This is a genomic window from Mesorhizobium sp. M0678 (genome assembly GCF_040320505.1).
In the GTDB taxonomy this organism is placed as follows: Bacteria; Pseudomonadota; Alphaproteobacteria; order Rhizobiales; family Rhizobiaceae; genus Mesorhizobium.
Genome location: NZ_JAMYPT010000022.1, coordinates 64591 through 83386, shown reverse-complemented (window position 1 = coordinate 83386; position 18796 = coordinate 64591). Strand labels below are relative to the sequence as shown.

Genomic DNA, 18796 nt, shown 5'->3' with positions numbered 1-18796 from the left:
ATGTGTCCGCCGCTCCGCTAAACACGGGGGCTGCGCGGCGGACACGCCGACGTCACCGCAATGCCACGCCATTTTGCAGAACTTGACGCACACAACTCGAAGCGTGCAGCGGAGCAGAATGCTGCACCGCGGCAGCGCTCTGATGTAGCGGCATGGATCCTGGGGTCTGCGCCGCGTCGCTTCGCTCCTTGCTTCGCCCCAGGATGACGAAACGACGGCCGCCTCGGCCAATCTCCAAAGTGTACGATCCGCCGGCGCAAAAACCATCCAAATGTCAACCTTCCGCGCCCGGGAACCTAATGCACGGCCGCGTACATGATCTTCTCCTCTGTCGCCTCCGCCGGCGAGAACTCCTCGACGATGCGGCCCTGCCGGCAGACCAGGATGCGGTCGGACAGGTTCATGATCTCCGGCAGGTAGGACGAGATGACGACGACGGCCAGGCCCTCGTCGGCCAGGCGGTTGATGATCTGGTGGATCTCGGCGATGGCGCCGACATCGACGCCGCGCGTCGGCTCGTCGAAGATGACGATGCGCGGCTTCTGCACCAGCCCCTTGCCGATCACCACCTTCTGCTGGTTGCCTCCGGAAAGCTCGACCACGCGCGCATTATCGTTGATCGCCTTGACGTTCAGCGTCCTGGTCCATTCGGCAGACAGCGCCCGCATCTCCTGCGCGTTGATTACCCAGCCCTTTTCCCGCCCCGCCGCCAAAAAGCCGCCGAACAGGTTCTCGGCGACGTCCATCGTCTCGAATATCCCCTCGCTCTTGCGGTCTTCGGTGACATAGACGATACCGTCCGCCACCGCCTCGCTCGGCACGAGATAGCGCACCGGCCGGTCGTCCAGTTCGATGGTGCCGCCGCGCAGGAAGTCGCGCTTGTAGATGCCGGAGACGATCTTGAACGTCTCGGTGCGGCCTGAGCCGATCAGCCCGAAGACGCCGGTGATCTGGCCCTCGAAGATCGAGAAGGAATTGTTGCGCACGACGTTGCTCATCGAGATGTCCTGCACCGACAGCACCTTCTTGCCGGGCTTGCGCAGCTTGGTCTCGTCGCGCTGGCTGTAGAGCTGCCCCGACAGCGTCCGCCCGACCATCGCCGCGACGATCCTGTCGCGATCGAAAGCGGCGGTGTCGTCGGTGATCACCAGCTCGCCGTCGCGCAGGATGGTGATGCGGTCGGCGATATCAAGCGCCTCTTCGAGCGCATGGCTGATGAAGACGATCGATACGCCCCTTGCCTTGAGCCGGCGGATCAGCGCGAAGAAGTGCCGCTTTTCCTCTGGCGTCAGCGTCGCCGTCGGCTCGTCGAAGATGATGATCTCGGCATTGTGGTGGACGGCGCGTGCAATTTCGACCATCTGCCGCTTGGCGGCGCCCAGCGTCGCCACCATGGCATTGGGGTCGACAGGAAAATTCAGCGACTGCAGGAACTGCTGCGCCGAGATGTAGGTGCCGCGCAGCCGGTTGAGAAAGCTCTCGGTGCCGAGATAGAGGTTCTGCGCCACGGTCATCGACGGCACCAGGCTGGTCTCCTGGAACACCATGGCGATGCCGGCTTGAAGCGCCGCATGCGGCGAGGCGTAGGCGATCTCCTGGCCCTTGTGGAACATCTTTCCCGATGTCGCGTCGACAACGCCGGCGATGATCTTGGTCAGCGTCGATTTTCCCGCACCGTTCTCGCCGAGCAGCGCGTGGATCTCACCCTTGCGCAGCCCGAAGCTGACATTCCTCACCGCGGGCACGCCCCGGTAAGTCTTGGTCACGTTCTCCAGGCGGACGATCGGTTCCATCAGCGATGCCCTCCTGAAGCCAGATCGATGGCCAGCAGACAATCGCCGCCTTTCGAGGCAATGAACAGGCGACCGTCTTTCTCCGCCACGCTGCAGATGCCGTGGCGCGTGCCGTTGGCGCGGCTGTGCAGGCTGTACTGCGGCCGCATGTCCCGATCGAGCCTGACCACCAGCCCGTAGGAGCGGCTCGGCGACCATGGCTTGTGGATGCCCATGGTGCGGATGCCGCCGCATTGCAGCGGCTCGAGGAAGCTGCGGTTGGAGGCGAGTGCCGGCGCGATCCAGTGTTGCGGCGACACTTGCGCCAGCATGTCGTTTCGATAGTGCTTTTCCTGCAGCACGAATTCGATCAAACGGTTGCGGGGCGCAAACAGCGCCAGCCAGGCACCGCCATCGGCGGCGGGCGATAGCCGCGCGGGATAGCCGGGCAGATGCGCCAGCACCGTCGAGCGGCTGCCTGTCGCGCTGTCGAAGCGGACGAGTTGGTGCCGCCAACTCTCGCTGACCAACACATCCTTGCCGGTTGGATGCAGCCCATAGGGAAAGGCGATGTCACCGGCGAGCTTGCGGAATTCGCTGCCTGGCGGATCGCGCTTCCACAGCGAACCCGACGCCCCCTTCTTCATCAGATCGGCGGCCCATTCCGACGGCCCGTGTTCGGCCGAGCCATTGGCCAGCCAAAGCGTGCCATCTTCCGCATAGGCGAGTGCTGTGATGCAGCGGATCTCGGCCGGCAGGGCGGCCTCCTTGCCTGCAATCAGCAGCCTGCCGCTTTCGAGCCCGACCGTCAGTTCGCCGGCGGGCGAGCGCGCGAGCGCTGTGACCGCGGCCGGAAATGTCTCGACCAGAACAGGCGCGCCACCGGCGGCGAGCGCGTAGACGGCATTGCCGCTGGACGCCAGCAGCTGACCGTCGGCGATCAGCAGATTGTCAGGCTCGGGCAGTTCAGCAAAGGCCGCAGCATCGTCCAGCAGCGTATTCGGCCTGAAGGCACCGTCTAGCGGCGGGATTGTCACCGCCTTGCCGCGAAAGATGTCGAGGATCGGGTCCAGCATCATGGCTTGGCACCCCAATAGGAAGCGGGGCTGGTCCAGTTCGGGTCGGCGCCGGCAATCCGGTAGCGGCCGATCCGGTTGTTGAGGATGCCGCCCACGAACAGAAAACCCTTGTGCTCGCGCATCGAAGTCACCATCGGATGCGCGGTGCCCGACAGATCGCCCATCGCTTCGACGATGCCGCCTTTCTCGTTGAATTTCACCACACCGCCGGTGTTGATGTTGGGAAAAAGCCATTCGTCCTGCGGCAACCGGCGCGTCATGCGCTTGCGCATGTCGGGGTGGCGCAGCGACAGGTCGAAGCTCGGCGTGCGCATGCCGAGCCAGGCCATCCAGTAATTGCCGTCTGACGCTCGGTTGATGTTGTCGGGGTAGCCCGGCATGTCGCGAATGACGCATTCGGCGGCGCCCGCTTTCGGCCCCACCAGCCAATAGCGATGCACGCGGCACGCCCAGCTTTCGGCAAAGAACAGCGACTTGCCGTCATGCGCCATGCACACGCCGTTGGTATAGCGATAGCCGTCGAGCAAAGTCTTCGTCGAACCGTCCTTCGGGTCATAGACGAGCAGCCGCCCGGTGGCGCGGTTCTCGATCGAGTCCAGCGCCCAGTCGTGCGCGTCATAGCGCTTGGTGGAATCGGTGAAATAGATGCGGCCGTCCGGCGCGATGTCGCAATCATTGGGATCGCGCAGCCGCGCATCGTCGACGATGGAAGTCCAGGAGCGCGACGTTTCCGCCGAAAGCCGCTTCACCTCCCGCTCCGGCGAGACCGAATAGAGGCCCATCGCGCCGACGCAGCTGATCAGATTGCCTGTTTTGTCGAAGGCCAGGCCGAGTGGAAAGCCGCCAATATGGGCAAAGACCTCCGAGCGCTTATAATCCGGCGCGAAGAAACGGACGATCTCGCCATGCCTCGTGCCGCAATAGAGATGGTCGTCGCGGTCGAGGATGACGTCTTCCGGCCCTTCCAGCTCGCCGAGCCCGATATGGTCAGCCTCCGACAGCCGATTGTCGAGCTCGTAAGGCGTGCCCGAGCCCGGTGCCGCCGACTGCGTTGCGCCCATCTTCAGATAGACCGGTGCGACATAGACCTCGTCCAGCACCTTGTGTCGGTTCTTCAGCCAGCGAATGTCGATGGTGACTGCGACGGCCAGCATGATGCCCAGCACCATCTGGTTGGTGCCGGTGCCATAGCCCAGTCGGATCAGCCCGTTGGTCATCGTCAGCACGATGATCGCGCCCATCAGCCCCTTGATCACCGAACCGCGGCCGCCGCCCAGGCTGACGCCGCCGACGACCGCCGCCGTCAACGCCATGACCTCGAGGTTGAGGCCTGTGCCCGGCCCTGCGCCGCTCAGCCGGCAAGCGATGAGGAAGCCGCCGAGCGAGGCGCAGAAGCCGGAGAACACATAAGTCATGAACACGGTGCGGCGCACGCGGATGCCGGCATTGTGGGCCGAGCGCCGCGACCCGCCTACCGCCTGCACATGCCAGCCGGGCCGCGAGCGCGTCAGCGCGACGTGGGTGATGATGGCCAGGATAATCGCCGCCCACACCGCAACCGACAGGCCCCAAAAGGTATCGTCGCCGATGAAGTCCAGCACATCCGATGTGGCATCGGAAAGCTGCACGTCGGCGGCATAGGTGGTGACCAATATGTCGAACAGCGCCCGCCCGAAGATGAAGGTGACCAGTGTCGTCAGGAAAGCGCGCAGGCGGAAATAGCCGATCAGATAGCCATTGATCGCGCCGAACAGCAGGCCGGTGACGATCGAGGCGGCCAGCGCCAGCCACACCGACTGTTCGAGGATGAAGAAGACGAACACGGCGGAAAAGCAGGACAGCGCGAAGATCGAGCCGACCGAAAGGTCGATGCCGCCGCCCAGCATAACCACCGTCATGCCGGTGACCACCAGCGAGAACTCGCCGAGCTGGCGGGTCGATTCCTGCAGCGACATCGGCTTGAAGAAGCCGGGAATGATTGAACCGAACACGCCGAGCGTCGCCACCAGCGCCAGGAACGGAATGGCGTTGTCGGTCCAGCGTTTGCTCAATATCTCGCCGACGAGATGGTCGGGCACGAGATTGTAGCGCCAGGACTGGAGGCGTTCGCGAAAGGACATCGGTTGCTGCTATTCGAGAGAAAAGGGAAAAAGAGGCCGGGCTATCCGCAGAACAATCGCCTCAGGTTTGCGCTGCCCCTCACCCTTACCCTCTCCCCGTATAGAGACGGGGAGAGGGGGTCGCCAGCGTTGGAGCGTATCCCTTCTCCCCGTCACTATACGGGGAGAAGGTGCCGGCAGGCGGATGAGGGGCAGCGCCAAGCTCAGGAAAGCCGGCCTACTTGGCCGCAGCTTGGGCTTGCAGTGCCTTCAAGTCCCAGCAGCTGTCTGGCTTGAGGTCGGCCTTGGTTGTCGCCTTCTCCAGCGTATAGATGTAGGTGTGCGAGGTGCCGGCCGGCTGGCCACTCTGCAACAGGAACTTGATGACGGCGTTCATGTCGCCCGACTGGCGGGCAAGGTCGGTCATCACCACCGCGCCATAGGTGCCGTCCTGCAGCTTGTCGCAGTCGGCGGTCTTTTCGCCACCGCCGGTGGTGACCAGAAAGACTTTGCCCTCGAGCTTGGCATCGCGGATCGCGGCCGATGCGCCGGTCGCGTCGCCGTCCCAGAAATCGATGATGGCGCAGATGTCGGGGTTCTGCTGCAGCATCGTCGTCGTCACGTTGCGCGAGGTCGTCGCATCCCAGTTGGAGTCCGGCTTGGCCACCACCTTGAAGTCCGGGTTCTTGTCCAGCACCTTCATGATGCCGGCATACTGGTAGAGGCTCGATGAGTTGGCCTGGTCGCCCTGCACCAGCCCGATCTTCTTGGACGAGTTCGGCCCACAACCCTTGATCGCCGCTTCGGCTTCCAGCTGGCCGAGGCGATCCCAGTCGCTGCCGACAAAGGCATCGGCCGGGAAGTTCGCCGGATTGTCGACCAGCAGGACATAGGTGCCGGCCGCCTGCGCCTTCTTCATCAGCTTGGCATAGGAGTTGAGGTCCGGCGAATGGATGATCAGCACGTCCGGCCTGGTGTCCGACGAGATTGCGTCGGTTATCGCCTGCGCGCCGGCATCGACCACCCAGTTCGGGTCACGCGTCTCGAACACGCCACCCCAGGCCTCGACCTCCGTCTTCAGGTAATGCGCCCAGCCCTGTGCCAGGTCGAAGCCCATCGCCATCGGTACCAGCATCACGCGCTTGCCCTTGAGTGCTTGCGAATAGGCGCCCGGACCCGGATCTTCGGCCGCGAAGCCCGGCGCCACGAATGCGGAGGCGGCAAGCGCTGCCGCGGCAGCCATAAACGTCCTGATGATTTTCATGTCACATCCTCTGGTTTGGTCGTTGTCGTTCGCGGCCGGCCCCAACCGTTCGCGTCAGTCTAAATGTCGCCTTGCTGCGCGGTCTGCTCGTCGCGCGGATTGATGAATCCGTCGACGATGATCGCCGCCAGCAGGATCGCGGCCTTGATCAGGTTCTGATAGAGCAGCGGAATGTCGATGATGGTCATCGCGTTGAGCAGGATGCCGATCAGCGCGGCACCCACCAGCACGTTGCGCACCCCGCCCCGCCCGCCAGACAGACCGATGCCGCCGATCACCGCCACCAGCACGATGTCGTAGAGCAGCGTGGAATTGACGATGCGGGTGTTGATCGAATGCAGGCTGGCGGCGGTGAGCAGGCCGGCCACCAGCGAGACCAGGGCCGACAGCACGTAGCGCAGCACCAGCATCGGGCGCACTGGAATGCCGATGTTGCGCGCCGCGACCGGGTTGTCGCCGGCGAAATAGACGTAGCGGCCCCATTTGGTGTAGCGCAGGAACAGGAAAAAGGCGAAAGCCAGCCCGGCGAAGACAAACACCTCGACCGGGATGTCGAGGAAACGCAGCCCGCCCAGAAGCTCGACCCAATGGCCGGGCGGCACCGGCACGGCGTCCTGCGTGATCAGTTGTGAACGCACATAGCCGAAGACGAAGGATGCGGTCGCCAGCGTCACGAAGATCGCCGGAACCTCGGCGTAGGCGACCAGGATTCCGTTCAACAGCCCGATGGCGAGAACGCCGGCGAGCACATAGGCGAAGGCCAGCTCGTCGGATGTTCCCGAATTCAGCAGTTGCAGATACCAGGCGACCGACATCGCCATGATCGCCACCGCCGACAGGTCGATGCCCCTGCCGATAATGACGACCGCCATGCCGAGCGCCAATATGCCCAGCACCGAGACCGAGCGCACGATGGCAACGAGATTGTTCGAGTTGATAAACCCGGGCAGTCCGATGGCGGCGGCAATGAACAGCACAACCGCGATGGCAAAGACAATGCCCTCCTGGTTCAGGCTTCTCCAGTTTAGCCAGCCGGTCGCGTTCATTGCCCGCTTTCACCCGCGATGGCTACGCCCTGCTCCCTCTGCGGCCATCGGAACGAAAGCTAATCGGCTCAAGACCAATTCGTCAAATGAATCCGCGCATTGCAGGCCGGCTTGCGAGGAAATTCTGCGGTTGGACGCGCCGATTAGCGAGGCTGGCGCAATGCCAGGAACTCAAGCACTTTTGCAATTGACCGTGCCAATCGAACCGTTCGCAAAAGTTTGTTCCACAACGAGCGAAGCAGGCAGAATTTATGTCCGCGATCGCCGCTGGATTCCCGCGTCAAATCCGCGAAACATGGCCCGAGACCTCGGCGCCGGCGGCCTTCGCCAACGCCAGAAAGCGGAACGAGGCGACGAGCCCGATTGCGCCGATCACCAGGAAGGCAAGGCGGAAGTCGACGAGATCGAGCGCTGCCGCGCCCCTGGCGATCTGTGACAGGTTGAGCAGTGCCGCCGCAACCGCCACGCCGAACAGCATCGCCACCTGCTGCAGCATGCTGGACAACGTCGCCGCCGAACTACGCTGCTGTGAGGCCACATCGGCGAAGGCCAGCGTGTTCAGCGCGGTGAACTGCATCGATCGCGACAGTCCGGCGATCAGCATCAGCACCACCACCAACGCTTGCGGCGTCTGCGGCGAAAGCGCCGCGCAGGCCATGATCGACAAAGAGGCGATCACGCCGTTGACGATCAGCACCGAACGGAAACCGAATCGCCTCAGCGTCGGCGTCGTCACCGCCTTCATACCGAGATTGCCGAGGAAATAGGCCAGGATCATCATGCCCGCATCGACCGGGCTCAGGCCGAAGCCGACCTGGAACAAAAGCGGCAGCAGGAACGGCGTGGCGTTGATGGCGATCCGGAAGATCGTGCCGGCCGACAGCGTCGAGATGGCGAAGGTCTGCACCTTGAAAGCTGTGAGATCGAGCAGCGGATGGTTGGCGCGTCGCAGATGCCGCACCGCCAGCCAGCCGACCAAAATGCCCGTGCCGAGCAATGCCACGGTCGGCAACACACCCTCCTGCGGATGCGCGATGCGCTCGAGGCCATAGAGCATCGCGGCGAGCCCCACCGAGGTCAGCAGGAAGCCCGGCCAGTCGAGCGGCCTAGCGCCGCCTTCGCGGTCGCCGGGAATGAAGCGAGCGACCAGTGCCAAACCGGCAACCCCAAGCGGAATGTTGATAAAGAAATTCCAGTGCCAGGAGAGATAGGTGGTGATGAAGCCGCCAAGCACCGGCCCGACCACCGGCGCGAACAGCGCCGGCCAGGTGATCAGCGCCGTGGCGTTGAGAAGCTCGGATTTCGGCGCGTTGCGCAGCACCAGGATGCGGCCGACCGGCGTCATCAGCGCGCTGCCCAGGCCCTGAACCGCGCGTGCGGCGACGAACTCGGCCAGGTTCTGTGAGATGCCGCAAACGAGCGAGGCCAGCGTGAACAGGGCGATCGCCACGAGGAAGATGTTGCGCGCGCCAAAACGGTCGGCAAGCCAGCCGGACAGCGGCACGAACACCGCCATGGTCAGCATATAGACGGTGATGCCGATGCTCATCGCCACCGCCGGTACGCCGAAGGATTCTCCCATCTGCGGCAGCGAGGTCGAGATGATGGTCGAATCCAGAAGCTGCATGAAAAAGGCGACGGCGACGATCAGCGCCACCCGCCGAGCTTGCCGCGCCGCCGGCGCGGTTTCGGGCAAGGCTTTGTTTTCGGGAATGGCGGTCATGCGCAGAACTGTCCGAAGGGGAATTTTCACCCGCTCCATCGGCAACCGCACAATTGTCCGGCAAACCGATGACGCACCGGTTTCAACAGCATCTGGCCGGTGCCGTCCAGACCTGGTCCAACAAACTTTCGTGTGGCATCGCAGCCGGCCATGCGATGACCTGGCCCTGGCGCCGAACCGGCCTTCACGATCCGCGATGACGCTTTGTGCCGCTGCCGGGGCGTCTTATGCGGCTTCGATCTTCTCCAGGAACAGACTGAGCTGGTCCGGGTCCATGTGCACGACGTGCCTGTCTTCGGGATACGCCAGGCTGTTCACATCGGCGACATATTCGGAGAAGGCAGCGATGCGTTCGGCCTGCAGGCGATCGTATTCGGCGGCGAAATTGCGATAGACCTTGGAATGGCGCGGCATGTGGCCACGGTTCTGGCCGAGGATGTCGTCTGCGAACAGATACTGCGCGTCACAGCCGGTGCCCGCTCCCATCGACAGCATGATCAGCGACGTCCGTTCCGAGATCGCCTTGGCCACTTCCACCGGCACCACCTCGATCTCGGCGCCGATCGCGCCGGCGGCCTCCAGTTGCTTCACCGCCTCGAACACCTGCATGGCGGTGTCGGCGGTCTTGCCGACAGCCTTGAAGCCGCCGGTCCAGGTGGCGCGTGACGGGATGAGGCCGACATGGCCGATTACCGGAATGGCATCGTCGGCCATCCGCTTGATGGTGGCGTACCCGGCGCTGCAGTAGACCGCATCGGCGCTGGCCTTGTAGAGCCGGAACGCCCAGCGGACGAAATCGTCGGCGGTGCCGATCTCGAAGAAATTCTCGCCCGGCATGGTGAACAGGCTGGGTGCCGCATCGCGGTATTGCGGATTGAGCACCAGCTCCGGCGGCACCGAGACGATATCGACGCCGGCGCGTTCGGCGGCCTCGGCCTCGTCCATCGTCAGCACGCGCAGCATGGTCAACTGCCGCTTGCCCTTCATGGCCCGCAGGTCTGCGACGGTCGGTCTTTTCCGGCTCATGGATTTTGGTCCCCTTTGCTACGTGACAGAAGGCCGGTCAGGCGATCTGGATCATCACCTTGCCAGCTTCGACCTTGACTGGATAGGTCGCGAGATTGACGCAAACGGGAGCGCCCTTCGCCTGGCCGGTCTTATAATTGAAGCGGCCATTGTGCTTGGGGCATTCGATGATGTCGTCCATGACAAGCCCGTCGGCCAGATGCGCCTTCTCATGCGTACAAAACCCGTCGGTGGCGAAGAATTCATCGTCCGGCGAACGGTAAATCGCGAAGGTGCGGCCGCCATGGTCGAAGCGGATGACATCTTCCTCTTCGACATCGTCCACGGCGCACGCTTCGACCCAATCGGCCATTCTATATCTCTCCTGAAATTTTCTGCATGGCGCCGGTGCGGTGCCTATTCAGCCGCCGCCGACATGTTCACTTCGTGGAACTCGCCACGATAGGGCCTGGCCGTTGGCGGCAGTTCGCGCTTGAGGAAATGATCCTCGTATTTGAGCTGCCTGAGCAGGACAGGCCAGACCTCGCGATAGGCATGCCATATCGACGGGTTCGGCTCCGGCAGATCGTGCTTGATCAATTCATGCAGCTTGGGCAGCGCGTGATAGGGCACCATCGGAAACATGTGGTGCTCGACGTGGTAGTTCATGTTCCAGTAGATGAACCGGCTGATCGGGTTCATGTACACGGTACGGGTGTTGAGCCGGTGGTCGACGACGTTGTCGGCCAGACCGATGTGTTGCAGCAGGCCGGTCATCACCATGTGCCAGGTGCCGTAGAGGCGCGGCACGCCGATGAGCACCACCGGCACCCACGACTGCATGTAGAGGGCGAGTGCTATCGTGGCGATGTAGATGGCAATATGCCAGCGCGCCGCGATGACGGCCTTGTGCTGTTCCATCTCGGGAACGTAGCTTTTCTCGTCGGGCGTCAGCTTGCCGAGCGCCTGGCGTACCAGCGCCGGAAGCGAATAGCGAAAATCAAGGATGCCGGTGAAAGCCAGCGCCGCACGCAAAAGGTCCGGCGGGCGCATCACGGCGATCTCGGCGTCGCGGCCGACGATGATCGTGTCTGTATGGTGCCGGGCATGGCTCCAGCGCCAAGTCACCGGGTTGCGCATCAGCATGAAGCTGGCGATCTGGTAGACGACATCGTTCATCCAGCGCGTGCGGAAGGCAGTGCCATGGCCGCATTCGTGCCAGCGCGAGTCGCTGGAGGAGCCGTAGAGCACGCCGTAGACGAAGAAGAACGGCACGCACCACCAGGTGCCCCAGAAATAGATGGCGCCGGCGGCGGAGCCGAGGATGGCGACGATCCAGATGATCGTGTCGCGGATCGCCGGGCCGTCTGAGCGCTGCATCAGCTCCTTGATCGCCTTGCGAGGGACATCCGTGTGGTACCACTCCGCCGAGGCCAGTCCCGTCTCGATCGCCCTGCGCGTGCTTTCGCCGACCAGGCTGTAATCGCGCTTTACCGTGCCAGCCATTGTGACCTCCGATTCCCGATCTGCCGCGAGCCCTCCCCGCTCCGGCCGGAGCCAGCCTCCCAACTGGTGTCCCGTATCTTGTTCGCCATTATCACGACCTGCCTCCAAGAACAGGAAAACGGCCCGACGGCTGCGGGTAGTCCTCTCGCGGCTGCCTGGCGATTGCCGCGATCCGGCTCTCCGCATCGGCGATCTCGCCGGCGCCGTCGAGAACCCGGAACACGGCATCGTAGGAGCGGCTCTCGCCGTGCTCCAGCCAGATCATCTCGCCGCGTTCGCGCGCGGCCAGATTTCCCAGCACATGATGCGTCGAGGGCTCGATGCCAAGCGCGTACTGCCCGGCCTGGAAATTCTGCCATTGATAGGCGCAAGGCAACTGGTCCTTGCGCGTGACCACCTGCAAGCCGAGGCCGAGCCTGTCGTTGACCACCGCGACCGGCACTTCGCCGGCGCTGTCGGCGCCGAGCTCGTGCTGCCAGACCTGTTCCTTGAATCCCGGTTGCGGCGCCGGCACCGTGCGGTAGCCGACCTTCTGCACTTCATAGCGCTCGCCGGCATGGCCCGCCCAGACGACGTCGCGGATCGGCGCCAGGTAGCGCGATCCTTCGTCGAGCACCGGATGGCTGATATTGATGTGGTAGAAATACATATGCGGCGTACGGTTGAAACCGTGATTGACGACACGGTCCGAAAGCCGGATCTCGTTGCCGCCGACATCGGCCTCGATCCGCCGCAGCAGGTGCAGATCCTCGCCGAATACAGTCGATTGCTGAACGATGCCTTCGGCCCACAACACGCAGCGGTCGCCGTCCCAGGTCTCGCCATAGCCGGTCAGCCGCGCCGGGATGGTGCTGATGCGGCCGTGCAGCGAATGGCGCACCATCGTCTTCGGCGGGTAGTTGTAGGTATCGGCCGGTACTTCGTTCATGAACAATATATGGTCGAGGCCGCAGGTCAGCAGAAGGCCGGAAAACGACCGCGCCCACGCCAATCCCTCCTCGCCTTCATATTCGTGCAGGCCGGGATGGCGAAAACCGCTCGGCGAGTGCCAGCCGATCGCCTGGCCCCTGAAATCGCAATCGGCGATATCGAGCGCCCGGTCGACCAGCGCGGTGAAGCGCAGGCCGGAGCCGGTGCGGAATTCGAGCATGCGGATGCCGCGCTCGACGCCGTCGCCAAGCGTCATCAGCCGCACGCCGGCGAACTGCGACAGCATGCCCGAGCGTTCCGAGACCTGCCGGCGCGACAGCGTCTTGCCGTAAAGCTCTACCATGTGACGGCCAGTTCTTTCACTTTGCTCCCGTCCTTCACTTCGCTCTCGTCTCCTTGAGCAGGGCCGACATGTCGGCGCCGGTGATGATGCTTTCCACGGTCAGCAGATCGGTGCCGGCGACCGTCTGCTCGGCGACGATCTCGCCGCGGCGCATAACGATGATGCGGTCGGCGACCTGGAAGACGTGATGGATGTTGTGGGTGATCAAAAGCACCGAGTGGCCGGCGTCGCGCACTTCCTTGACGAAGCGCAGCACGCCGTGCGTTTCCTCGACGCCGAGATTGTTGGTCGGCTCGTCGAGGATGATGACCTTGGCGGCGAACTGCATGGCGCGGGAGATGGCGATCGACTGACGCTCGCCGCCTGACAGCGTGCTAACCAGCGCATCGGCGTCGAGTTTCTTCGAGATGCCGACGCGCTTCAATAGAGCCGACGCAGCATCGCGCAATCGAGCGAGATCGAGCGGCGCGAACACGCCAAGCCATTTGAGATTGACCGGCTCGCGGCCAAGGAAAAGATTGCGCGCGATGCTGAGATCGGGAGCCAGCGAGGTGTCCTGGTGGATGGTCTCGATGCCGAGATCCATCGCGTCGCGCGTCGAGCGGATGGAGACCTTCTGGCCGCGCACATAGATGTCGCCGCGATCGACGGGAAAGACCCCGGAGATCGCCTTGATTAATGTCGATTTGCCGGCGCCGTTGTCGCCGAGCAAGGCCACCACTTCGCCCTCGTTGAGCGTGAAGGAGGCGCTCTTCAGGGCGCGGACGCTGCCGAAGGATTTTTGCAAATTCTGCAGCCGAAGCACTTCCATGATCAGCTCCTGGCGGCGTTCTTCTGCAGCAAAGCGTGCAGGATGAGCATGGCAAGGATGATGACGCCGACGAAGATGTTATAGGCGAGCCCGGGCACGCCGATCAGCACGATGCCGTTGCGGATGCTGCGCAGCATCAGCGCGCCGACGATGGTGCCTAGGATGGTGCCGCGCCCACCGGTCAGCGCAGTGCCGCCGACCACCACCATGGCGATCACTTCGAGCTCGTAGCCGGTGCCGGCCACCGGCGAGGCGGCAGAGATGCGGAAGGCGCTGATCATGCCGGCGAGACCGGCCAGCACCGAGGTCAGGATGAACAGCCAGATCTTGACCGCATCGGCCGGCACGCCGCGCGCCACGGCAGCGTTACGGTTCGAGCCGATAGCGCTGATCCAGTTGCCGAGCTTGGCGTAGTGCAGCACATAGATCGCCAGTAGCGACAGGCCGATGAACCACCAAAGCGAGGTATAGAAACGGAACGTTCCGATATTGAAGCTGCCGGCCAGCAGCGTCACGAAGAAGCCTGGCTGGTTCCAGGATTTCAGCGGAAAGCCTTGGGTGATGTAAAGCGCTGCCCCACGCACGACGAGCAACATCGACAGTGTCACCAGGAAGGACGAGATCCCGATCTTGGTGACGATCAGGCCGTTGATCGCACCGATCGCTATGCAGAGCAGCAGGCCGGCCAACAGCGCGACGCCAATATCAAACCCGCCGTTCTGCACCAGCAGCATGACGACGACCGGCGCCAGCCCGAACACGGCACCGACCGAAAGGTCGAACTCGCCCGCCGTCAGAAGCAGCGTCATGCCGAGCGCGATGATGCCGAGCTCGGGCAGGAACGCCATCATGTTGGAGATGTTGAGCGGCGACAGGAAATTCGCGTCGGCGATCGCGAACACCGCCAGCAGGACGATCAGGATGACGAGCGAAGAGAACTGCGGCGAGCGCATCAGGCTCGACCTGCGTTTGGCACGCGGCATTTCCTCTTCTGCGGCAATTGTCATGACAGTTCGAACCATACGCCAGGGTGACGCTCGCCGCCTGCGCGGCGAGCGTCAGTTTCAATCATTTGTTGTAGAGTTTCAGGATCGGTTCGACGCTCGAGGCGTCGTAGAGGCTGAACGTGTGAATGTCGTAGCCGATCGGTTCGCCCGCGGCGGCGAGACCGAGCAGCGCCACCGGCATGAAGCCCTGCGCCGATGGGAACTGCCAGGCAGCCGCGTTGATGAAGCCGGACTTGACTGACTCGGCGGTTTCCTTCGAATTGCCCCAGCCGACGACCGGAATCTTGCCGGCCGGCACGCCGGCGCCGTCGAACACCCGCTTGACGCTGGCCGCGACGGAATCGCCGAGCGCGATGATTGCCGGCGGATTGTTGGCAACCATGTAGTCGGTCATCTTGGCGATGATGCCGGCCGGATCGGTGCCGCAATCGACCACGTCATATTTGATGCCGAGCGGATCGAAGACGCTGGCAATGCCTTCGGTCTCGAGCTGCTGGTAGCTGGCGCCCGGCACTTCGACCGGCAGGAACACTTTGTCGCCCTGCTTCACCATCTTGTGGTCGACCAGATATTTCGCCCAGATGACACCGGCTTCCTTAAGGTCGGCGCCGACATAGGCCTGCCGGCCGGTTGCCGGATCGTCGGTATTGAAGAACACGATCGGGATGCCGGCCGCCTTGGCTGCCTTGACCTCCTCGGTCCACAGGCCGGGCTGCGCCGAGGTCGTGGCGATGCCGTCCGGTTTGGCGGCGAGTGCCGAGTTGAAGGCTTCCTTCTGCGCCGCCATGTCGCCGCCGCTGAACGAGATCTTGCAGGTCACCTTGAGCTGGTCGCAGGCCTTGGTGGCGCCGGCATTCCAGTCGATCCAGAAGGCATCCGACGGGCCGCCATGCGACAGCAGGTAGAACGTCTTCTGGGCGTCCTGCGCCAGCGCCGGCGTACCCAGCGCAACACCGGCGAGAACCGTCGCCGCGGCAGCGATTTTCAACGCGAATTTCAACATTTCTCTTCCTCCCTTGTTTCGTAGCCGAACCGCGCCATCACAGTCCGTTGGCGCGGAATTTTCCGTCGAGGAATTTCTTGGCACGGGGCACGTCGTCTTCCGAAAGATGCTCGATGATGACCGGGATGTTCGGATGCTTTTCGGCCAGCCGCTTGAGATAGAGGTCGTAATTCAGCGAACCGAGGCCGGGCGCCGGCAGCTCGATCTCGCCGACGCCGCGGAAGGTGTGGCTCTCCAGCGCGTCCTCGTCGCCGATGTCTGCGTGCTTTTCCGACTTGTCGCCGCCGGAACGCTTGACGTCCTTGGCGTGGGCAATCTTGATCTTGTCGGTCAATGTGTCGAACACCTGGTTCAGGATCTGGTCCATCCTGTCGATGTTGTGCGTTTCGAAATAGTTGGTCGGGTCCATCAGCAGGCCGAGGCCTGGGTGGTCGATCTGCGCGAACATCCTCACCGTCTCTTCGACCGAACCGACGACATTGTTGACATAGGTTTCGAGCAGGAAGACTGCGCCGTGGTCATAGGCGGTCTGGGCAAGGTCGGCGATGACCTTGCGGCATTCCTCAAAACCTTCCTCGGTCTTGTTCTTCGGGTGATGCACCCAGTCGGACTCGGTGTTGTAGGTACCGGTTTCCGAGATCACGTAAGGGGTGCCGAAATGGCGTGCGTTGCGGATGATCTCCTTCAAATAGCCGACGCGCCGCTCGCGCTCGCCCAGGTCCGGATGGATGATGTTGGTGTAGCCCGACACACAGCAGATCGGCAGATTGTGGTCGCGGAACGTATCGCGGACAGTCTTGGCCTTGTCCTTGGTGATCTGTCCGGCGGAAAGGTCGATATCCCTGAAATGCAGGTCGAGCTGCACGGTGTTGAAATCGAGCGCACGGATCTTCTGCGCGGTTTCCTTGAGGCCATACGGGAAATAACCCGTGAAAATACCTGCCTGCATCATGGTGTGAAGTCCTCCCTGTAAGTGATTCAGTCGTCCGGTGTTTCAGTTGATCGAGATTTCGGAAAGCTTGACGGTCCGGCCCTTGTCGATGGAGCGGTAGCCGGCTTCGACCAGCGCCATGGTCTTGACGTTGTCGGCGACGGACAGCGCCGGCGGCTCGCCCGTCTTGACCGCGTGCTGGAGCTGCTCCATGACGCCGATGAAGGCATGCGGGAACCACATCGTGTCCCAGCTGGGCGTCACCCATTCACCACCGGTGGTCTCGGTCGAGGCATAGGTCAGCGTCGAGGCAGAACCTGTCGGCCAGCCGATGGTGCCCTTGGCGACGCCCTTGGTGCCGTCGACGCGCCAGTTGATGTGCTGGTCGTCCTTGTAGCCCTCCTGGCGCGGACCGGACCAGACATCCTCAAGCGATACGGCGAGCACGCCCGACGGGAACTTTATCGTCGACACGGTGATGCCGTCCGAATGATCGAAGCGGGTGCGCGGATCCTTGCGGGTCAGGGTGGTGATCTCCAAGGGATCGCCGAACAGGAAGCGCAATACGTCGAGATGGTGGACGCTCATATTGGCGAGCGTCAGCCGGTCATAGTCCTCGAGGAAGCTCTGCCAGTGCGGGATCGCATGCATGTCGATCTGGGCGAAAACGATGTCGCCGAGCGCGCCGCTGTCGATGATCTGCTTCAAGACGCGCATCGACTGGTCGTAACGCATGTTCTGGTTGACCGAGAGGATCTTGCCTGCCTTGGCCGCCTCGTCGCGAAGTTTGACGGCCTCTTCAAGGGACAGCGCCAATGGCTTCTGCGCCAGGATCGCCTTGATATGTGCCTGCTTCAGAGCATGACGGATCAGTGCCGGCTGCTTGTCCGGCGGAAAGGCAAGGTCGATGATCTCGACGTTCTTGTCCTCGATGAGCTGTTCCGGCGTGTCGTGGACGGTTGGGATATCCCAGCGTTTGGCGACTTTCTCGGCGCTGGCCTTGGTCCGCGAGGCAATCGCCACCACCGGGAAACCGGCTTCCTTGTAGGCGGCAAGGTGACATTCGGCCATGATCATGCCGGCGCCGACGCAGCCGATCCTGTATTCCCTGGTGCGGACTTTAACGTCCGGCTCGAAGCCGTTGCCCACCATTTCTTGGCTTGCCATATGTTCCTCCCGAAGCTCGTTCCTTGCAGCCGCCGTCATCGTGCCAAGGCTCCCCCGCTCTGTCCGAAATAATGCACCCTGCCCGGCTCGCAGGATATCACTACCATCGCGTCCGGCCTGATGTCCGGCTGGCCGCGTAACAGCGCCCGCAGACGCGTCTTTCCGGCGGCGAGCGTCACAACGGTGTAGCCGCCGAGCGGCTCGACCTCGAACACTCGCGCCGGGCGGCCCGCGCCCCCCTCCGGCATTCCACCCGACCAAGACCTGACCTTGATGTCTTCCGGCCTGAGCCCGATCTCGACGGCATCGGCCGGCGCAGCCTTGTCCGCGACGCGGATCGTGCCTTCCGCCGCCTCCACGCCTTCCGCGCCGTGCACCGACTTCAATATATTCATCATCGGCGACCCGAGCAGCCGCGCCACATAGGTGCTGGCCGGCCGGTCATAGATCTCGGCCGGCGCGCCGATCTGCCTGATCTTGCCGTTCTCCAGAATGGCCATTCGGTCGGCGACCGACATCGCTTCTTCCTGGTCGTGCGTGACATAGATCAGCGTCTTGCCGAGCTCGCGCTGGATGCGCTTGAGCTCGACCCGCGTCTCCTCGCGCAGCCGGGCGTCGAGCGCCGAAATCGGGTCGTCCATCAGATAGGCGGCGGGATCCCGCACCAGCGCGCGGGCAATCGCCACGCGCTGCCGCTCACCTCCGGAAAGCTGTGCCGGCGGCTTGTGCAGGATATGGCCGATATGCAGCTTGGCCGCGACATCGGCGACGCGCTTTTCGATCTCGGCTTCGGCGACCCGGCGTTCGACCAGCGGAAAGCGGATGTTGTCGCGCGCGCTCATATGCGGAAACAGCGCCAAATTCTGGAACACCATGGCGACGTTGCGGTCGGCCGGCGACACTGTGTTGACCGGCTTTCCGCCGATCAGGATCTCGCCCGCGTCCGGGGTTTCCAGCCCGAGCACCAGACGGAGTATCGTCGACTTGCCCGACAGCGGCGGCCCGAAGAAGCAGAAGAACTCGTTGTCGTTCACCGCGAACGACGCATCGTCGACGGCAAGCGTGCCGCCATAGCGTTTTGTCACATTACGGAAAACGATATCGGCCATC

General features: G+C 63.2%; 16 protein-coding genes. All 16 read right to left on the bottom strand.

The genetic code is table 11. The features are described from left to right. Nucleotides 1-296: 296 nt before the first annotated feature. The 16 genes from NKI29_RS27575 to NKI29_RS27500 all read right to left on the bottom strand — a co-directional run bounded on the left by NKI29_RS27575 (nucleotide 297) and on the right by NKI29_RS27500 (nucleotide 18795). A complete protein-coding gene (locus NKI29_RS27575; RefSeq protein ID WP_352797907.1) occupies nucleotides 297-1793 on the bottom strand; it encodes a sugar ABC transporter ATP-binding protein in 1497 nt (498 codons plus the stop codon). After that, entirely contained in the window at nucleotides 1793-2851 is a 1059-nt protein-coding gene (locus NKI29_RS27570; RefSeq protein ID WP_352797905.1) for an SMP-30/gluconolactonase/LRE family protein, read from the bottom strand. The genes NKI29_RS27575 and NKI29_RS27570 overlap by 1 nt, the downstream gene beginning before the upstream one ends. Further along, nucleotides 2848-4971: an ABC transporter permease gene (locus tag NKI29_RS27565; protein WP_352797903.1), complete on the bottom strand. Its 2124-nt coding sequence runs from the start codon at nucleotides 4969-4971 to the stop codon at nucleotides 2848-2850. Before NKI29_RS27565 ends, NKI29_RS27570 begins: the two co-directional genes overlap by 4 nt. Before the next feature lie 217 nt (nucleotides 4972-5188). Further along, nucleotides 5189-6214 (bottom strand): sugar ABC transporter substrate-binding protein, encoded by a 1026-nt coding sequence (locus tag NKI29_RS27560; RefSeq protein WP_352797901.1) that lies wholly within the window; start codon nucleotides 6212-6214, stop codon nucleotides 5189-5191. A gap of 59 nt (nucleotides 6215-6273) precedes the next feature. Further along, nucleotides 6274-7260: an ABC transporter permease gene (locus NKI29_RS27555; RefSeq protein ID WP_352797899.1), complete on the bottom strand. Its 987-nt coding sequence runs from the start codon at nucleotides 7258-7260 to the stop codon at nucleotides 6274-6276. A 280-nt stretch (nucleotides 7261-7540) separates the two neighbouring features. Then, entirely contained in the window at nucleotides 7541-8983 is a 1443-nt protein-coding gene (locus NKI29_RS27550; RefSeq protein ID WP_352797896.1) for a DHA2 family efflux MFS transporter permease subunit, read from the bottom strand. A gap of 225 nt (nucleotides 8984-9208) precedes the next feature. Next, entirely contained in the window at nucleotides 9209-10009 is an 801-nt protein-coding gene (locus NKI29_RS27545) for a 3-methyl-2-oxobutanoate hydroxymethyltransferase (protein WP_023675787.1), read from the bottom strand. Nucleotides 10010-10046: 37 nt separating this feature from the next. Further along, nucleotides 10047-10361 (bottom strand): MocE family 2Fe-2S type ferredoxin, encoded by a 315-nt coding sequence (locus NKI29_RS27540; RefSeq protein ID WP_023675786.1) that lies wholly within the window; start codon nucleotides 10359-10361, stop codon nucleotides 10047-10049. Nucleotides 10362-10405: 44 nt separating this feature from the next. Beyond that, nucleotides 10406-11494 (bottom strand): fatty acid desaturase family protein, encoded by a 1089-nt coding sequence (locus NKI29_RS27535; protein WP_023675785.1) that lies wholly within the window; start codon nucleotides 11492-11494, stop codon nucleotides 10406-10408. Between the two features lie 91 nt (nucleotides 11495-11585). After that, nucleotides 11586-12767 (bottom strand): aldose 1-epimerase family protein, encoded by a 1182-nt coding sequence (locus tag NKI29_RS27530; RefSeq protein WP_023675784.1) that lies wholly within the window; start codon nucleotides 12765-12767, stop codon nucleotides 11586-11588. 34 nt (nucleotides 12768-12801) lie between these two features. Further along, complete coding sequence (locus NKI29_RS27525; RefSeq protein WP_023675783.1) at nucleotides 12802-13584, bottom strand: ATP-binding cassette domain-containing protein; 783 nt, start codon at nucleotides 13582-13584, stop codon at nucleotides 12802-12804. After that, nucleotides 13581-14585 carry an ABC transporter permease gene (locus tag NKI29_RS27520; protein WP_245274659.1) on the bottom strand — a complete coding sequence of 335 codons (1005 nt, stop codon included), beginning with the start codon at nucleotides 14583-14585 and terminating at the stop codon, nucleotides 13581-13583. The genes NKI29_RS27525 and NKI29_RS27520 overlap by 4 nt, the downstream gene beginning before the upstream one ends. A 61-nt stretch (nucleotides 14586-14646) precedes the next feature. Further along, nucleotides 14647-15588 carry a sugar ABC transporter substrate-binding protein gene (locus NKI29_RS27515; RefSeq protein WP_023675781.1) on the bottom strand — a complete coding sequence of 314 codons (942 nt, stop codon included), beginning with the start codon at nucleotides 15586-15588 and terminating at the stop codon, nucleotides 14647-14649. 37 nt (nucleotides 15589-15625) lie between these two features. Beyond that, nucleotides 15626-16540: a sugar phosphate isomerase/epimerase family protein gene (locus tag NKI29_RS27510; RefSeq protein ID WP_023675780.1), complete on the bottom strand. Its 915-nt coding sequence runs from the start codon at nucleotides 16538-16540 to the stop codon at nucleotides 15626-15628. Nucleotides 16541-16582: 42 nt separating this feature from the next. Next, nucleotides 16583-17671, bottom strand: a complete 1089-nt coding sequence (locus NKI29_RS27505; RefSeq protein ID WP_023675779.1) for a Gfo/Idh/MocA family protein — start codon at nucleotides 17669-17671, stop codon at nucleotides 16583-16585. Nucleotides 17672-17721: 50 nt separating this feature from the next. Continuing rightward, nucleotides 17722-18795, bottom strand: a complete 1074-nt coding sequence (locus NKI29_RS27500) for an ABC transporter ATP-binding protein (protein ID WP_352571252.1) — start codon at nucleotides 18793-18795, stop codon at nucleotides 17722-17724. Nucleotide 18796: the final 1 nt, after the last annotated feature.

Coding starts and splice junctions, on each gene's coding strand:
- NKI29_RS27530 (WP_023675784.1), bottom strand. CDS start 12,767: ATGGTAGAGCTTTACGGCAAGACGCTGTCGCGCCGGCAGGTCTCGGAA.
- NKI29_RS27520 (WP_245274659.1), bottom strand. CDS start 14,585: ATGACAATTGCCGCAGAAGAGGAAATGCCGCGTGCCAAACGCAGGTCG.
- NKI29_RS27560 (WP_352797901.1), bottom strand. CDS start 6,214: ATGAAAATCATCAGGACGTTTATGGCTGCCGCGGCAGCGCTTGCCGCC.
- NKI29_RS27515 (WP_023675781.1), bottom strand. CDS start 15,588: ATGTTGAAATTCGCGTTGAAAATCGCTGCCGCGGCGACGGTTCTCGCC.
- NKI29_RS27565 (WP_352797903.1), bottom strand. CDS start 4,971: ATGTCCTTTCGCGAACGCCTCCAGTCCTGGCGCTACAATCTCGTGCCC.
- NKI29_RS27545 (WP_023675787.1), bottom strand. CDS start 10,009: ATGAGCCGGAAAAGACCGACCGTCGCAGACCTGCGGGCCATGAAGGGC.
- NKI29_RS27555 (WP_352797899.1), bottom strand. CDS start 7,260: ATGAACGCGACCGGCTGGCTAAACTGGAGAAGCCTGAACCAGGAGGGC.
- NKI29_RS27575 (WP_352797907.1), bottom strand. CDS start 1,793: ATGGAACCGATCGTCCGCCTGGAGAACGTGACCAAGACTTACCGGGGC.
- NKI29_RS27535 (WP_023675785.1), bottom strand. CDS start 11,494: ATGGCTGGCACGGTAAAGCGCGATTACAGCCTGGTCGGCGAAAGCACG.
- NKI29_RS27505 (WP_023675779.1), bottom strand. CDS start 17,671: ATGGTGGGCAACGGCTTCGAGCCGGACGTTAAAGTCCGCACCAGGGAA.
- NKI29_RS27510 (WP_023675780.1), bottom strand. CDS start 16,540: ATGATGCAGGCAGGTATTTTCACGGGTTATTTCCCGTATGGCCTCAAG.
- NKI29_RS27570 (WP_352797905.1), bottom strand. CDS start 2,851: ATGATGCTGGACCCGATCCTCGACATCTTTCGCGGCAAGGCGGTGACA.
- NKI29_RS27540 (WP_023675786.1), bottom strand. CDS start 10,361: ATGGCCGATTGGGTCGAAGCGTGCGCCGTGGACGATGTCGAAGAGGAA.
- NKI29_RS27550 (WP_352797896.1), bottom strand. CDS start 8,983: ATGACCGCCATTCCCGAAAACAAAGCCTTGCCCGAAACCGCGCCGGCG.
- NKI29_RS27500 (WP_352571252.1), bottom strand. CDS start 18,795: ATGGCCGATATCGTTTTCCGTAATGTGACAAAACGCTATGGCGGCACG.